Origin of the sequence: Bacteroides sp. CAG:189, assembly GCF_000432295.1 — a bacterium.
GTDB lineage: Bacteria > Bacteroidota > Bacteroidia > Bacteroidales > Bacteroidaceae > Bacteroides > Bacteroides salyersiae.
Map to the genome: position 1 here is coordinate 1 of NZ_HF990995.1, position 16,213 is coordinate 16,213.

Annotated in this window: 14 protein-coding genes; 5 read left to right on the forward strand and 9 right to left on the reverse strand. The window is 40.7% G+C overall.

The window, feature by feature from the left end:
- Window positions 1-209 precede the first annotated feature (209 nt).
- Complete coding sequence (gene ppdK, locus QVP90_RS01865) at window positions 210-2,930, reverse strand: pyruvate, phosphate dikinase (protein ID WP_005931483.1); 2,721 nt, start codon at window positions 2,928-2,930, stop codon at window positions 210-212.
- A gap of 200 nt (window positions 2,931-3,130) precedes the next feature.
- Here ppdK and rlmD point away from each other — a divergent pair, with 200 nt between their 5' ends.
- Together rlmD and QVP90_RS01875 are read left to right on the forward strand one after the other, a co-directional pair.
- A complete protein-coding gene (gene rlmD / locus QVP90_RS01870) occupies window positions 3,131-4,549 on the forward strand; it encodes a 23S rRNA (uracil(1939)-C(5))-methyltransferase RlmD (protein WP_025819149.1) in 1,419 nt (472 codons plus the stop codon).
- A gap of 10 nt (window positions 4,550-4,559) precedes the next feature.
- A complete protein-coding gene (locus QVP90_RS01875) occupies window positions 4,560-5,486 on the forward strand; it encodes an RluA family pseudouridine synthase (protein ID WP_021935520.1) in 927 nt (308 codons plus the stop codon).
- 116 nt (window positions 5,487-5,602) lie between these two features.
- Here the strand turns inward: QVP90_RS01875 and QVP90_RS01880 are convergent, their stop codons facing one another.
- Window positions 5,603-6,016, reverse strand: a complete 414-nt coding sequence (locus tag QVP90_RS01880; RefSeq protein WP_021935521.1) for a hypothetical protein — start codon at window positions 6,014-6,016, stop codon at window positions 5,603-5,605.
- Between the two features lie 9 nt (window positions 6,017-6,025).
- On the reverse strand, window positions 6,026-6,451 hold the full coding sequence (locus tag QVP90_RS01885) for a hypothetical protein (protein ID WP_005931469.1): 426 nt from the start codon (window positions 6,449-6,451) through the stop codon (window positions 6,026-6,028).
- Window positions 6,452-6,566: 115 nt separating this feature from the next.
- On the opposite strand from QVP90_RS01885, the gene QVP90_RS01890 reads away from it, so the two are divergent.
- Window positions 6,567-8,207, forward strand: coding sequence for a B12-binding domain-containing radical SAM protein (locus tag QVP90_RS01890; RefSeq protein WP_021935522.1), 1,641 nt, complete (start codon window positions 6,567-6,569; stop codon window positions 8,205-8,207).
- 221 nt (window positions 8,208-8,428) lie between these two features.
- On the opposite strand, the gene QVP90_RS01895 is transcribed toward QVP90_RS01890, so the two are convergent.
- The 3 genes from QVP90_RS01895 to cas6 all read right to left on the reverse strand — a co-directional run bounded on the left by QVP90_RS01895 (window position 8,429) and on the right by cas6 (window position 10,329).
- Complete coding sequence (locus QVP90_RS01895; protein WP_130059538.1) at window positions 8,429-8,839, reverse strand: hypothetical protein; 411 nt, start codon at window positions 8,837-8,839, stop codon at window positions 8,429-8,431.
- 171 nt (window positions 8,840-9,010) lie between these two features.
- Complete coding sequence (locus QVP90_RS01900) at window positions 9,011-9,508, reverse strand: hypothetical protein (RefSeq protein ID WP_021935524.1); 498 nt, start codon at window positions 9,506-9,508, stop codon at window positions 9,011-9,013.
- A 143-nt stretch (window positions 9,509-9,651) separates the two neighbouring features.
- The gene (cas6, locus tag QVP90_RS01905; protein ID WP_021935525.1) at window positions 9,652-10,329 is read right to left on the reverse strand and encodes a CRISPR-associated endoribonuclease Cas6; all 678 of its coding nucleotides are present in this window, start codon (window positions 10,327-10,329) and stop codon (window positions 9,652-9,654) included.
- Between the two features lie 618 nt (window positions 10,330-10,947).
- Between cas6 and map the strand changes: the two genes are divergently transcribed.
- On the forward strand, window positions 10,948-11,802 hold the full coding sequence (map, locus tag QVP90_RS01910) for a type I methionyl aminopeptidase (protein ID WP_005931437.1): 855 nt from the start codon (window positions 10,948-10,950) through the stop codon (window positions 11,800-11,802).
- A gap of 3 nt (window positions 11,803-11,805) precedes the next feature.
- Complete coding sequence (locus QVP90_RS01915) at window positions 11,806-13,032, forward strand: DNA recombination protein RmuC (RefSeq protein WP_021935527.1); 1,227 nt, start codon at window positions 11,806-11,808, stop codon at window positions 13,030-13,032.
- Window positions 13,033-13,129: 97 nt separating this feature from the next.
- On the opposite strand, the gene QVP90_RS01920 is transcribed toward QVP90_RS01915, so the two are convergent.
- From QVP90_RS01920 to QVP90_RS01930, 3 genes are read right to left on the reverse strand one after another with little or no spacing between them, the layout of a single operon-like run.
- Entirely contained in the window at window positions 13,130-14,086 is a 957-nt protein-coding gene (locus QVP90_RS01920; RefSeq protein WP_021935528.1) for an ABC transporter permease, read from the reverse strand.
- Window positions 14,079-14,822, reverse strand: coding sequence for an ABC transporter ATP-binding protein (locus QVP90_RS01925; RefSeq protein WP_021935529.1), 744 nt, complete (start codon window positions 14,820-14,822; stop codon window positions 14,079-14,081). Before QVP90_RS01925 ends, QVP90_RS01920 begins: the two co-directional genes overlap by 8 nt.
- A 3-nt stretch (window positions 14,823-14,825) precedes the next feature.
- Window positions 14,826-15,977: a COG1470 family protein gene (locus QVP90_RS01930; RefSeq protein WP_005931430.1), complete on the reverse strand. Its 1,152-nt coding sequence runs from the start codon at window positions 15,975-15,977 to the stop codon at window positions 14,826-14,828.
- Window positions 15,978-16,213 lie beyond the last annotated feature (236 nt).

Here is a 16,213-nt window from a genome sequence, read left to right on the forward strand (position 1 = left end):
TTGCCATTGAGATTGCTTGCGGATTTTAGGTTAAACATAAAATAGGCAAGTTCATGTGTCTATTTATTTCGGGGCGCAAAGATATAACAAGAGTTTTGACTAAACAATATTTTAGTTAGTTTTTTATAAAACTTCGAAATAGATAAATAAAAAAGGGAAGCCGTTTTTAATGGCTTCCCTCTCCAAGATATAATTATAAACGATAATTATCAATCTTCCAATGCGGCCTGTGCCGCTGCAAGTCTCGCAATGGGTACACGGAATGGAGAACAACTTACATAGTTCAATCCTACTCTATGGCAGAACTTCACAGATGAAGGTTCACCACCATGTTCACCGCAAATACCACATTTCAAATCCGGACGAACCGCACGCCCCTTTTCCGTAGCCATACGAACCAACTGGCCTACACCGTTTTGGTCGAGCACTTGGAATGGGTCTACTTTCAGAATCTTCTTTTCCAGATAAACCGGAAGGAAAGAAGCAATATCATCACGAGAATAACCGAATGTCATCTGTGTTAAGTCATTCGTACCAAATGAGAAGAACTCGGCTGAAGAAGCAATGCGATCGGCTGTCAAAGCAGCACGTGGAATCTCAATCATCGTACCTACCTTATAATCAATACGATCACCAACCTCTGCAAAGAGTTTTTCAGCCTCAGCACGAATCACGTCTTCCTGCTGCTTGAATTCATAAAGGATACCGGTCAACGGTACCATGATTTCCGGATGTGTCTCGACACCTTCTTTCTTTAATTCGAGAGCAGCACCAAGAATGGCACGAGTCTGCATCTGAGTGATTTCCGGATAAGTATTACCCAAACGACAACCGCGGTGACCCAACATCGGATTATGTTCGCAAAGCGATTCTACACGCTGTTGGATATATTGCAAGCTTACCCCCATTGTATCTGCCATTTCCTGTTGTCCTTTCAAATCGTGCGGAACGAACTCGTGCAAAGGAGGATCGAGCAGACGAACAGTCACCGGACAACCAGCCATTGCCTTAAAGATTCCTTTAAAATCCGCTTGCTGGTACGGAAGAATTTTAGCCAACGCTTTACGACGTCCATCCGCGTTCTCAGCCAGAATCATCTCACGCATTGCTTTAATCTTCTCACCTTCGAAGAACATATGTTCCGTACGACAAAGACCGATTCCCACAGCACCAAAATCACGGGCTACTTTTGCATCATGCGGAGTATCGGCATTAGTACGTACCTGAAGTTTCGTATATTTATCGGCCAAAGCCATCAATTCGGCAAAATCACCGGAAAGCTCGGCAGCTTTCGTTTCTACTTTACCTTGATAAACTTCACCCGTACTACCGTTCAACGAGATATAATCGCCTTCTTTTAACAGAACACCGTCTACTTCTACCGTGCGTGCCTTATAATCGATATTCAAAGCACCGGCACCGGAAACACAACATTTACCCATACCACGTGCTACTACGGCAGCGTGAGAAGTCATACCACCGCGAGCAGTCAAGATACCCTGTGCAACAGCCATACCGGCAAGGTCTTCGGGAGAAGTCTCCACACGTACCATTACTACTTTCTTACCTCCGGCAGCCCATTCGGCAGCATCATCAGCAAAGAATACAATCTGTCCGGTTGCAGCACCCGGAGAAGCGGGAAGTCCGCGAGTCAGCACTTTCGCCTGTTTCAAAGCATTTTTATCGAATACCGGGTGAAGAAGCTCATCCAGCTTATTGGGTTCAACACGCATTAGAGCGGTCTTTTCGTCAATCATTCCCTGATGGAGCAAATCCATGGCAATTTTCACCATAGCCGCACCGGTACGTTTGCCGTTACGGGTTTGCAGGAACCACAATTTACCTTCCTGTACAGTAAACTCCATATCCTGCATGTCGCGGTAATGATTTTCAAGTTTAGTCTGTAATGCATCCAGTTGTTTGTAGATTTCGGGCATAGCCTCTTCCATAGAAGGAAATTGAGCGGCGCGTACTTCTTCTGTCACACCGGCCAATACAGCCCAACGCTGAGACCCTATTTTAGTAATCTGTTGCGGAGTACGGATACCGGCCACCACATCTTCGCCCTGTGCATTAATCAGATATTCGCCATTGAACAGGTCTTCACCCGTAGCAGCATCGCGTGAGAAGCAAACACCGGTAGCAGAAGTATCGCCCATATTACCAAATACCATTGCCTGTACAGAAACGGCAGTCCCCCATTCATCAGGAATACCTTCCATTTTACGATAAAGAATGGCACGTTCGTTCATCCATGAATTAAATACGGCACAAATAGCTCCCCAAAGTTGTTCATAGGCACATGTCGGAAAATCTTTTCCTGTCTGTTCTTTTACAGCAGCCTTAAAGCGCTTCACCAGTTCCTTGAGGTCTTCTACTTCAAGCTGATTGTCCAATTTCACACCTTTAGCATGTTTCACCTCTTCAATGATAGCTTCAAACGGATCGACATCCTCCTTATTCACAGGTTTCATGCCCAATACCACATCGCCATACATTTGTACGAAACGACGATAAGAGTCCCATGCAAAACGGGCATTACCGGTTTTGCGGGTCAATCCTTCCACCACCTCATCATTTAAGCCCAAATTCAAAATAGTATCCATCATACCCGGCATAGAAGCACGCGCTCCGGAACGGACCGAAACGAGCAGAGGATTTTCGATATCGCCGAATTTCGACTTCATCAGTACTTCTACATTTGCAATGGCTTTTTCTACTTCGTCTTTTAGGAGAGCTACGACTTTATCTTGTCCCAATTCATAATATTCGGTACAAACGTCTGTTGTGATTGTAAATCCGGGAGGAACAGGAACCCCGATAAGATTCATTTCTGCAAGATTGGCACCTTTACCACCCAATAGATTTCTCATACCAGCCTTGCCTTCCGCCTGGCCATTTCCAAAGGTATAAACTCTTTTTTTGTCCATAATATGCATTTAAAGTTATCTAATTGTGATTTTTTCTGTTCGCAAATCTAAGTATATTTCACAAACCAGAAAACTTTTCATGAAAAAAGTTTCTATTAAAATGCAATTTCGACATTGCAATCTTTATTATTTCATCTGATAGAGAGAAATCCCGAAAAAATACCTATTTTTGCGAAATAATTTATTAGATTGGTGTAAAAGTGGCAAGAAAGAAAAAAGAACTTCCCTTATTAGAGAAGGTAACAATTACGGATGTGGCTGCCGAAGGAAAAGCCATAGCAAAAGTAAACGACCTGGTGATTTTTGTTCCTTATGTAGTACCGGGTGATGTGGTAGATCTGCAAATCAAACGCAAAAAGAACAAATATGCCGAAGCAGAAGCTGTGAATTTCCACGAATATTCTTCAACACGTGCCGTTCCTTTCTGCCAGCACTATGGCATATGCGGTGGTTGTAAGTGGCAAGTGCTTCCCTATGCAGAACAAATCAAATACAAGCAGAAACAAGTGGAAGATAACCTGAGAAGAATCGGAAAAATCGAACTGCCGGAAATTTCTCCGATATTGGGTTCCGCCAAAACCGAATTCTATCGGAATAAATTGGAATTTACCTTCTCGGACAAACGCTGGCTCACATACGAAGAAGTAAAACAAGAAGTGAAATACGACCAGATGAATGCTGTAGGATTCCACATTCCCGGAGCATTCGACAAGGTGCTGGCTATTGAGAAATGCTGGTTACAGAATGATATATCCAACCGTATCCGTAATGCGGTACGTGATTATGCTTACGAGCACAACTACTCTTTCATCAATCTGCGCTCGCAAGAAGGCATGCTTCGCAATATGATTATCCGTACCTCTTCTACGGGTGAGCTAATGGTTATTATTATCTGCAAGATCGTAGAAGACAGTGAAATGACGCTCTTTAAGCAACTGCTGCAATACGTGGCAGACACATTCCCGGAAATTACTTCTCTGCTATATATTATTAATAATAAATGCAATGACACCATCAATGATCTGGATGTCTACGTTTTTAAAGGTAATGACCACATTTTCGAAGAAATGGAAGGATTGCGCTTCAAAGTCGGTCCGAAATCATTCTACCAGACCAACTCCGAACAAGCATACAATCTGTATAAGATAGCCCGTGATTTTGCCGGACTGACAGGAAACGAATTGGTGTACGACCTTTATACGGGTACGGGAACCATTGCCAACTTCGTGTCCCGCCAAGCTCGCCAAGTGATCGGTATCGAGTATGTACCCGAAGCCATAGAAGACGCCAAAGTGAATGCCGAAATCAATGGAATAGACAATACCCTATTCTTTGCCGGAGACATGAAAGACATGCTGACCCAAGAATTCATCAATGAATATGGTCGTCCGGATGTTATCATTACTGACCCTCCACGTGCCGGAATGCATCAAGATGTAGTAGATGTTATCCTTTTTGCCGAACCAAAACGAATTGTATATGTCAGTTGTAATCCGGCCACACAAGCGCGTGACTTACAGTTGCTGGACGTGAAATACAAAGTAAAAGCAGTACAACCAGTCGATATGTTCCCACATACACACCATGTTGAGAATGTCGTTTTACTCGAACTCAGATAAAAGAGAAAATATGGCTAAAGAGAAAAAACCAAAAAGAAGTGCAGCCGAAAAAGCCAAAGCACAATATACGGGATATACGGTGAAAGAGCCTATGGAACTGATGGAGTTCCTTGCCAGCAAAATGCCGGATGCCAGCCGTACAAAGTTGAAATCATTGTTGAGTAAACGTATCGTATACGTTGATAAGGTCATCACCACACAATTCAATTTTCCGTTGCAACCGGGCATGAAAATAGAAATCAGCAAGGACAAAGGCCGGAAAGAATTCAGTAACCGTTTGCTAAAGATCGTCTACGAGGATGCCTATATCATCGTGGTGGAGAAAATGGAAGGACTATTGTCCGTCAATACGGAAAGACAGAAAGAACGTACGGCATATACCATTCTCAACGAGTATGTGCAACGTTCAGGAAAGCACCACCGTATATATATCGTACATCGTCTGGACAGGGACACTTCGGGATTGATGATGTTTGCCAAAGATGAAAAGACACAGCATACCTTACGTGAATATTGGCATGATATCGTGACAGACCGTCGCTACGTAGCAGTAGTTGCCGGCGAAATGGAAAAAGATCATGGAACGGTAACCTCTTGGTTGACCGATCGTACACTCTACGTAAGCTCCAGCAAATATGATGACGGCGGTTCGAAATCAATCACTCATTATCACACAATCAAACGTGCTAACGGATATTCATTGATGGAATTGGATCTGGAAACAGGACGCAAGAATCAGATTCGTGTACACATGCAAGACTTAGGACATCCTATCATTGGTGACGGTAGATACGGCGGAGAAAACACTCCGAATCCTATCGGACGCCTTGCCCTTCATGCATTCAAACTCTGCTTCTATCATCCGGTGACCAACGAATTGATGGAATTCGAAACTACATATCCGCCGGCATTCAAGAAACTGTTTCTGAAAAAATAAGATGTTAAGGGGTAAAGAAAATACCAATATATATAATGCCCCGTAGCAATATGTGCTACGGGGCATTATATATATTGTAGAATATCTTTTGGTGTATTCGTATCCAAAATACAATTTTAACTATCCATTTCCAAAGAGACACTAAATTCATAAACGCCATTGGCATAAAGTTCTCCGTTCAAAAATCGACCATTGACATATACACCTCTTATTTCCAACATAGGATAATCCCGCCCATAATCCAGATACAAAGTTCCCATGTCTATCCACCACGTAAGAGTTAGTGTACTAAACTCACGTCCACCATAATTTTCCGGGTAATAATATTGCCTATCGACGGCATAATCGTCTCCTTTAAAAGTGACACCACTCTCCAAAGGATAAAATCCATCTGTAAATCCCAGATCGCCCACACAAGTACGATCTATAATATAGTAATAAATTGATTCGTCATCTTGTTCACAAGATGAGAAACTCAAAATAGCCACCGTCAATACCAGTAACAGTTTTATGTGATTCAATACTTTCATATTCTTTTCCTATTCCTTTCTAAATGTCACCTCAACTCCATCCAATTTACCGGAAAGATAATTCTGGCGCACCCAAACATTCTCAAAATAATGTACTTTGCCTGCACCATAGTTAAGCTTAATCCCTTCCATTTCCTGATCTATCCATTCCCAACTAAGAGTATAAGTCAGAGTACGCGCAGGAAGCGACTCCCCCAACCGATAATATTCAAATCTTTCCTGTCCACTTCTGTCTGGAGTAAATTCCAATTGATGCACACAGTACTCCGTATCATTATCAGTTTCATACTTTTCCGTCCATATTTTATTACATAACTTTTCATCGCTGTTACGCAAATAATCGTCCGTGTAATAAATATCGTCACCGCAAGCTCCTAAGCCAAGCACTAATATCAATAATAACAATGCCAATCTTGTACAGTTTAATCTTTTCATATTCTTATACTTTTTTGTTAATAATACATCGACAAATATAGCGTTTTTAATCTACTGTATGTAAATAAAGCTTGCTTTTTCTTATCTTTGCAGCCATAAACGTTAAACTTTTTACATGAAAATTCTTTGGCTCGACTTAAACAGTTCTTATGCTCACTCTTCATTGGCGCTACCGGCACTACATGCACAGATGGCTACCAACGACTCCTTTGAATGGGAAATCGTTTCAGCTACCATCAATGAAAACGTAGGAATGGTGACAAACAGTATCTATCATCACCATCCGGATATTATAGCAGCAACCAACTGGTTATTCAATCATGAGCAACTGTTACACATTCTCTCAAGAGCCAAAGCATTGCTACCTTATTGCCGCATCGTTCTGGGAGGTCCGGAATTTTTAGGAGACAATGAAGACTTTCTGCGTAAAAAACCTTTCGTCGATTGTGTATTCCGGGGAGAAGGTGAAGAAGTATTTCCCCAATGGTTGCAATATCAAGATCAACCGGAACAATGGGATACAGTCACTGGACTATGCTACCTCGACAAGAAAAATCTGTATCACGACAACGGTATTGCCCGTGTAATGAACTTTGCTCATCTCATCCCGCCGGAAAAGAGCAGTTTCTTTAACTGGAGCAAACCATTCGTACAATTAGAGACCACACGAGGATGTTTCAATACTTGCGCTTTCTGTGTAAGCGGTGGAGAGAAGCCGGTACGAACGCTTCCGATAGAAACAATCCGTGAACGCTTGGTGGAAATTCACCGACATGGAATAAAGAATGTCCGTGTACTCGACCGTACGTTCAACTACAACAACAAGCGGGCCAAAGAACTACTAAACCTGTTTCTTGAGTTTTCACCGGATATTTGTTTTCATCTGGAAATACATCCCGCTTTACTTTCCGAAGAATTGAAAAAAGAACTGGCCGGACTTCCTAAAGGTTTGCTACACTTGGAAGCCGGTATCCAAAGTTTGCGCGAACCAGTACTGGAACAGAGCCGTAGAATGGGACGCTTATCCGATGCTTTAGACGGATTGAAATATCTATGTTCTTTGCACAATATGGAGACTCATGCCGATCTCATTGCCGGATTGCCTCTATATCATCTTTCTGAAATTTTCGAAGACATACATACTCTGGCTGAATACGGTGCAGGAGAGATTCAACTGGAATCATTGAAATTGCTTCCCGGAACGGAAATGCGGCGAAGAGCCGAAGAACTCGGCATTCAATATGCTCCTCTTCCTCCCTACGAAGTCCTACAAACAAGAGAAATCAGTGTAGACGAATTACAAACAGCCCGTGTGCTCTCGCGCTTACTGGATGGCTTTTATAATACTCCTACCTGGCAAAACATCACTCGGACACTGATGTTGGAAAACGAACATTTCTTGCATCATTTTCTGGATCACCTTATGCAAATCGGCTTGATAGACCAACCACTGAGCTTGGAAAAAAGAGGATTGATTTTGTATGAATTCTGTAAGCAAAATTATCCGGCCTATCAGACACAGGTCAGCATTGCTTGGATAGAAGCGGGCATGTCACTAAAGAAACTTCCGGCAGAAAAAGTAAAAACGAAACGACAAATCCCTCCCGAAACGTGGATAACCATTTATGGCAAGTACAAAGAGACATTACGCTTATGTTTCCTGCCCGCCAATCAAGAAGGACAAGCAGGATACTGGTTTGGATTTGAATCAGAAATACAAAAGGCAGAACCGGTATTTAAAGCGCTCACAATGTGATGTAGATCACCCTTTCATTTAATATCTATAAAATCTCATTTCATGGTAGTGCTATTAACATACAACACTCTGTTCCAACAAAATTACGGTTCACATGATTCAATTTCATATAATAATATAGTTGATACACTACTGAAAACGAACAAATTAAAACGGATTAGAATAAATTAAGATATTTCAATTCCATAACGGTACAATTAATACGAGAACCGTCATGGCCATCACATGCGGCAGAAAGTAGTTTCAATTCCATTATATATCTTCACAGTACTACCCAATTCTGCTGTAAAGCTAGGAATTATTCGAACTGATTTATAACCGTTCATCACTACATTTGCTCCATTTTTAATTGTCACATTCTCAACACTTATATTAGAATGTTCATAGGTCTTATTAGATGTTATTGTTACATTCTTTATAATACCATCAAAAGGAGATGAAGGAGGTATTTCTCTTTTAATCTTTATTGTTTTTGAATTTCCCAAGACACCACCATATCCAATAGGAGTAACTACTATCTTATCTCCATCTCCTGTAGTCGCATCATACTTTATCTTAATGGTTCTTTTATCCTTAAAAACTCCTCCTCCCCATGATTTTGGAGTATCCCATTGACAAGCGTCCATTTTCATATGTACAATAGGATACTCTAAATCCGTCACAGAAGCATTCTATAATACCAGACTTTCCAAATGGAAGGTTAATATTAATGATTAAAACCAGTATAAAAATACTAATCAATACTGATCCAGCAAATAATATAGTACCCCCCCAACGGAAGTCGAGGCGAAAAAATATTGATTTTATTGAGTTGATGCTATCTTTAGAAATTCTATATTATTATCCTTTATGAATATCTCAAGGTCATTCTTTAGCCGACTGTCCAATTTTAGTTCATTATTCCAAGCAGGGAGTCTTTTATTACGAACAAGATACTCCAAAATCAAGCAATATTCAACAATCAATGGGTTATCGTCTCCTGTGTTATACCAGCATATCCTAAGTTTATTAATAGATAATTCACGCATCTTCTTAGGCCACAATATACCTCTTGAAACCTTCTGTTGTTTTCCGTAAATTCTTCTTTCCAAACCACCCTGACGATGTACCAGTCTGCCATCCTTCATATGTCCAGAACTCCCTATATAAACAATACTCTCTTCATTTTCACAACAAGCATACACAATGTAAACACCACAACAATCATTAGGTACTTTAGCCTCTTTACATTTAGTTTTTAAATTATCACCAGAACTAAAATAGAAAGAACCACCTACATATATTTTAGATAAATCAAACATACTGTTTATTTTTAATACCGCAAACATACAAAGAAGAAATGAACAATCAAAGAGTATGTAAAAAGAAAGCCTCGGTCCCGAAGAACCAAGGCTTCACCACTTGTCGCTACAAGTAAGCTTCTACAATATTATAACAATAGGAATTATATAACAGCTCCCAAAGATATACCTGTTCCATTACCCAATCCTACTGTCCATGCAAACAGTTTACTTTCCGGACGGCCATGAATAATCACCGGACACATACTGGCTTTATTCTTTATACCGTGTATCGTCACCAATTTCTTTTTCTTATTCATATAGCTTAAGTCAAATTCCACTTTTAAAGTATCATCATCGGGTAATCCGGCTTCCCGCATTTTATGTTTCAGTGTTTCCGTTATCAGGTCATTGCTCTCCCGATCATCATAAAAATAGAATTTCTGCTCCTTCTTTCCATTTTCTTCTATCAACCGTTTAATAAAAATCGGGGTAGCGAGCCTGAAAAAAGCAGGTTCTTCCGTAAACGCCGGTTCCCGTTCGAACGTAACCTCTTTCACCGAAAGCCCACAGAACATCTTAGGGTCCGACAAAATTGTATCTATCAACACCTTGAGATATTTGTTCTCATAAAAGCTGATAAAAAGAGTGGCACCTTTTGAAAAGTTATAACCTTTATCCACAATCATATTTCCACCTAAAAGCCAAGAAAAAGAATACAAAGAGATTTTATCATGTATCTCATTATTACCAAGCCATTTATGTATCGTACCGACTATCTTCTGCTGATAATCGAAAGGAACAATAACATCATTCGGAGTGGTTCTTAAATATATACGCATAATTCTGTTTCATTTATTTTCCACGCAAAGGAAAGATTTTATTTCAAAATAAAGATACATTTCATGAAATAATATAGCAACAATGTTGCTAAACATAAAAAAGCGTATTTCTATTTTATCCCTTGATGTCTATCACCGTTTTCTCATTATTATTTTTGCTTGGTCCTGATTGATCTCTATTTCTATTTTAACATTGTTAACGGCTTTTTCCATATACCATTTTCCGTCAGACAAAGAATATATTTTTTAAAACTAAAGAATGCATTCTTTATCCACAAGAATACGCTTTTAACAGTACATTAATATTAATTCTTTATACGAAGAAAAAACGACTTTTCCACCGATACGACACATCTAATATATAACTGACATACAATACTTTAGCTTACATATTACATATTTCTTCAAACTATGCAGATTTTTCCGGTTCTAAGGACACTTTTCCTATACTTATCAAATTGACAACTTCGGGAAAATTCCTATCTACTCGAATTCCACAATAATACGATTTAGGTAGAATCAATCCGGTGAAAAATAAATGATACGTCTGCATTTCAATTACTAACATTTATTCTCTACCTTTGTGCTATAGATTGAAAGACAAAATTTATAGAAACAATGAAAAAGTTTATCAAGGGCTTCCGGTTCACCCCTTCCAATTACCCGGACGAGATAGAAGATAAAATACAGAAATATAGAAAACAGGGCTTAAAACTTCCTCCCAGAAAAGTACTCCGTACACCGGAACAGTTGGAAGGTATACGCGAAAGCGCCAAAATCAACACCGCCTTGCTGGATTACATATCCGAAAATATCCGCGAAGGGATGTCCACCGAAGAGATCGATCGCATGGTTTATGATTTTACTACCAGTCACGGGGCCATTCCGGCTCCACTCAATTATGAGGGTTTTCCCAAGAGTGTTTGCACAAGCATCAACGATGTAGTGTGTCACGGAATACCGAGCAAAGACGAAATTCTACGAAGTGGAGACATCATAAATGTAGATGTTTCTACCATATACAAAGGATATTTTTCGGATGCTTCGCGCATGTTTATGATTGGAGAAGTCAGTCCGGAAATGCGTCGGCTGGTACAAGTCACCAAAGAATGTATGGAAATAGGTATCGCCACTGCACAACCTTGGGCACGGTTGGGAGACGTAGGTGCCGCCATCCAGGAACATGCCGAAAAAAACGGATATAGCGTGGTACGCGACCTTTGCGGACACGGAGTCGGGATGCAGTTTCATGAAGAACCCGATGTGGAACATTTCGGCCGTCGGGGTACAGGCATGCTGATTGTTCCGGGAATGACATTTACCATAGAACCTATGATAAATATGGGAACATACGAGGTGTTCGTAGACGATGAAGACGGCTGGACCATATGCACCGATGACGGACTGCCATCGGCACAATGGGAAAATATGATCTTGATAACAGAAACCGGAAACGAAATTCTGACCTATTGATTTATGGAGTTGATTTTACTCATAGTTGTCATCTTATTATTGGCCGGTCTTATCATTCTGATACTGACCAGAAATAATGGGCAGGCACAAAACGAACAATTACAAACCGCCTTGCGGCTGCAAATGCAGGAGAATCGCGAAGAACTGAACCGCAGCATCCGCGAGCTCCGCATGGAAATGATGCAAACCATCAATCAAAGTATGCAGCAATTACAGGATGCATTGCACAAAAACATGATAACTAACGGCGAATTGCAACGGCAGAAGTTCGATGCAATGGCACGTCAACAGGAAATGCTACTGAAATCTACCGAAAAGCGTTTGGACGACATGCGGCTTATGGTAGAAGAAAAGCTGCAAAAAACGCTGAACGAACGCATCGGACAATCTTTCGAGATAGTCCGTTCGCAACTCGAAAATGTGCAAAAGGGACTGGGGGAAATGAAGTCTCTGGCACAGGATGTAGGCGGATTAAAGAAAGTACTGAGCAATGTGAAGATGCGGGGCACTTTCGGCGAAGTGCAGTTAGGGGCATTGCTGGAACAGATGATGAGCCCGGAACAGTATGATGCCAATGTGAAAACCAAGAAAAGCGGAACAGAGTTTGTGGAGTTTGCTATCAAACTTCCGGGTAAGGACGATGCTAACAGCACTGTATATCTGCCCATCGACGCCAAATTCCCCAAAGATGTATATGAACAATACTACGACGCTTTCGAAGCCGGAGATGCCGTACTGATCGAATCGTCCGGAAAACAATTGGAGAATACCATCAAAAAAATGGCAAAAGATATTCATGACAAATACGTCGATCCTCCTTTTACCACCGATTTTGCCATTCTGTTTTTGCCGTTCGAAAGTATCTATGCGGAGGTAATACGCCGGACAGCACTGGTAGAAATGCTGCAAAAAGAGTATAAAATAGTAATTACCGGTCCTACCACTTTAGGTGCCATCCTCAACAGCCTGCAAATGGGCTTCCGCACACTCGCCATCCAAAAACGGACGGGAGAAGTATGGACTGTTTTGGGAGCGGTAAAAACCGAATTCAGTAAATTTGGCGGCTTGCTCGAAAAAGTGCAGAAGAACCTCCAAAGCGCAGGAGACCAACTGGAAGAAGTAATGGGAAAACGCACCCGTGCTATTGAAAGAAAGCTCCGCCAAGTGGAACGACTACCTCACGAAGAAAGCCAAAAAATTCTACCGATTGACGACGGGGAGGACGAATAAACAAAGCAAATACCCGCACTATATACAAACAGAACTCCGAAAGTTTTCATATTCAACTTTCGGAGTTCTGTTTATTCTGGGTATCCATATTAAGATACTATCTGGAACGGACTTCTCTCCTCATAAATACAATATAAGAAATAGCAAAACAAACAACAGTGGCAGCTATCAACCCCGTCAATTGCGACCAAACAATCATTATACTTTCTCCCAAAGGTAACGGACTGGGAATGGCTCCCTGCAATTGCTCCATTGTCAACGGTCCCAGACTTCGGATAGAAGGCATCAGCAATGTCGTGGTCGCTTCATTAAACAACTCACTGGGCGCCAACCGCATCAGTCCCAAAATGAATTTCTGATAACTGATCTGATGATATACGGACACCATACCAGATGGACTCAACGCCTTGGCCACCACATTGACTATCATTGCATAAAACACGCTGAAAAACAACCAAACAGCAACCGAAGCCAACGCGGAAGTTGCAGCTTGACGAAAGCAAAGAGAAAACAAAATAGATATATTCAACCAGAATGCCACATAAAAAATACCAGTGATAATGAAAAGGATAATCCTCCAGAACTCTTCCGGCGTAGGAGGAATACCAATAGCGATCAATCCACACCCCATCACCAGTAATCCGAGTGCAAACAATAAAGCACCTATAATTATCAATGCTGCCACAAACTTTGCATTGATAATACAATCGCGATGGATAGGCTGTGCAAGCATACGGCTGAGCGTTCCCTTACTCTGCTCGGAATTGACAGCATCAAAACCGAGTGCTATCCCCAGTAAGGGACCTAAAAAATTAATAAAAAGAACAAATGAAGGCAGCGTTCCATCCGATACCGTAAAAAGTTTCAAAAAAAGAAACGAGCCATCCGGATCATCGGGCTTTATTGCTGCACCGATATTGGTAAGGGCCGTATACAAAGCCCCCATGCAAGTCAATACAATAATGCTTATCAGAATGATAAAACGCAGACTGTGTACATGATCGGCAATCTCTTTATGGACAATAACCCAAAACGGATGTTTTACTTTATTCATTTTGTAATCCTCCTTCCATAAAGTATTGATTATAAATATCTGTTAATTCGCGATGTTCCTTTTCCAATTCGGATAGGTTGATGAATGCAACAAGCTTCCCACGATTAAATAAACCGACATTGTCGCATACCTTTTGTACCTGATCCAAATTATGAGACGAAAACAATACAGTCAACTTTTCCTCACGACTTAATTGTTTAATAAGAGAGATAAATTCCTGAACCCCTGCAGGATCTATCCCCGACGTCGGCTCATCCAATATTATTATTTCCGGATCTTTAATTAAGACATCAGCCAATCCCAATCTTTGCCTCATCCCACGCGAGTATTTCCCGGTTTTCTTCTGCGTTTGTTCACCCAACCCTACACGAGCCATTAGTTCTTTAGCTTTCGCCTGAGCTCTCTCCGGTATCATTCCATTCAGGGCAGCCGTATAGACCAGATTTTCAACACCCGTCATATCATCATAGAAACCAACATCTTCGGGCAAATATCCGATTTTTCTTTTTACCTCTATGGGACGTTTCGTTGCATCAATACCACAAATAGAGACGCTGCCCGAAGTAGGTTCCGTTAGTCCGAGCATCATAAGAATCGTAGTCGACTTTCCGGCTCCATTAGGGCCAAGCAAACCGAAAATCTCTCCTTTCCCGACCGACAAGCAAATATGATCTACTGCTGTAAAGCTCCCATATTTTTTTGTCAAATCAGTGAGTACGATTACTTCTTCACCCATAATCTACCTCCTCCCATATTTACGGAACAGAAAATAAACGCCTCCAATAGTAACAACGATGACAAGTGCCCCCATCCATCCCCATATCAAGGGAGTTTTGACCGCTATCCGAAATTGTGCATTGGCATTTACTTCAGGAGTTTTGGCATCTATTGTCACCACATAATCACCGGGAAGAGCTTTCGATGAAGCTTTAAGAATAGCGGTCACGTTGGCAATAGCCCCCGCTTTCAATGATTCAACTTTAGAAGGCTCAAAAGACACCTCCCAATCAGAAGGCTTACGCGATGTCAACTGAATATCTTTCAGCATAGACGAACCGGAATTTACAATTTCCAAGTCAATACGTTTGGTATCTCCGGCCGTAATGTCCGAACTCAATAATCCTTGCGGTGTAGTCAATTCCATCTGAAACGTACCTGTAATGGCAACTTCCAATGCCAACTCGGCAGAAGTACTTTTAGTTACAGCCCGCACAGGAATTTTATATGTACCGGTTTCTGTATTAGCAGCAGGAGTAATTTCGATAGTAATATTCTGACTTGCATTAGCTTCAATCTGTGCAGAAGTAGCCTGCTTGTAGTTTGGTTTAAAAATGACATTCCAGCCTCTGGGAGCATCGGCCATCAAGGCATAAAGTTGCTGATCTGCAGTTTGATTTTTCAGTGTAGTGCTAAAAGTAAAATTTGCCTTGGAATTACCTTGCATATTGGGTTGATCTGTTGTAAATTCGCTCTGATAGGTACCTTGCTGTGCTACAATAATGGAAAGTGGAAGTTTCGCCTCGCCGGCTGATACTAAAAAGTTGTAATTACCTCGATTTATCTTTAGCGGTACATTCACCGTTAAACTGAAATTCTTTTTTTCATTGGGCAGTACAGCTAATTGTTTGATATTCCAACTACCGGATTTTATATCGTATTTCCAACTGGACGGCAATCCACTCAATGAGATATTCTCATTATAAATCTCACTACCATTATTTATTAAATCGATACTGTAGTTAATACTTTCTCCGGGCGATACTGAGATTTTCGTGTAAGGAGAATAAAGTACTACATTGTTTGAAATAGAATCGGATGCTTGTGTGTGACTCAAGGGAAATATTCCCAACATGATTACTAAAAATAATAAATAATTAGTTCGCATAGTCATATAAAATATATAGGTTAATAATTAAATATGAATTGTCGAATTGGGGTCTCAAAAATAGAAATTAGGTTAATTATCTGATGTTAAATGATATAAAAGAATATAATTGCGCGTTTTCTTCTTGTATTTTTTAACAAATAAAAAAGTAGTAACATAGATAGCAAAAGATTACACATAAGGATAATCTCAAATTATTCCATAACGGTACAATTAAGACGAGTATGACTATATCTAAAAAC

Excerpts from the sequence above, each read along its gene's own strand:
- ppdK (WP_005931483.1), bottom strand. The coding sequence starts at position 2,930 with ATGGACAAAAAAAGAGTTTATACCTTTGGAAATGGCCAGGCGGAAGGC.
- QVP90_RS01875 (WP_021935520.1), top strand. The coding sequence starts at position 4,560 with ATGGCTAAAGAGAAAAAACCAAAAAGAAGTGCAGCCGAAAAAGCCAAA.
- QVP90_RS01880 (WP_021935521.1), bottom strand. The coding sequence starts at position 6,016 with ATGAAAGTATTGAATCACATAAAACTGTTACTGGTATTGACGGTGGCT.
- QVP90_RS01885 (WP_005931469.1), bottom strand. The coding sequence starts at position 6,451 with ATGAAAAGATTAAACTGTACAAGATTGGCATTGTTATTATTGATATTA.
- QVP90_RS01890 (WP_021935522.1), top strand. The coding sequence starts at position 6,567 with ATGAAAATTCTTTGGCTCGACTTAAACAGTTCTTATGCTCACTCTTCA.
- QVP90_RS01895 (WP_130059538.1), bottom strand. The coding sequence starts at position 8,839 with ATGAAAATGGACGCTTGTCAATGGGATACTCCAAAATCATGGGGAGGA.
- QVP90_RS01900 (WP_021935524.1), bottom strand. The coding sequence starts at position 9,508 with ATGTTTGATTTATCTAAAATATATGTAGGTGGTTCTTTCTATTTTAGT.
- cas6 (WP_021935525.1), bottom strand. The coding sequence starts at position 10,329 with ATGCGTATATATTTAAGAACCACTCCGAATGATGTTATTGTTCCTTTC.
- map (WP_005931437.1), top strand. The coding sequence starts at position 10,948 with ATGAAAAAGTTTATCAAGGGCTTCCGGTTCACCCCTTCCAATTACCCG.
- QVP90_RS01915 (WP_021935527.1), top strand. The coding sequence starts at position 11,806 with ATGGAGTTGATTTTACTCATAGTTGTCATCTTATTATTGGCCGGTCTT.
- QVP90_RS01920 (WP_021935528.1), bottom strand. The coding sequence starts at position 14,086 with ATGAATAAAGTAAAACATCCGTTTTGGGTTATTGTCCATAAAGAGATT.
- QVP90_RS01925 (WP_021935529.1), bottom strand. The coding sequence starts at position 14,822 with ATGGGTGAAGAAGTAATCGTACTCACTGATTTGACAAAAAAATATGGG.
- QVP90_RS01930 (WP_005931430.1), bottom strand. The coding sequence starts at position 15,977 with ATGACTATGCGAACTAATTATTTATTATTTTTAGTAATCATGTTGGGA.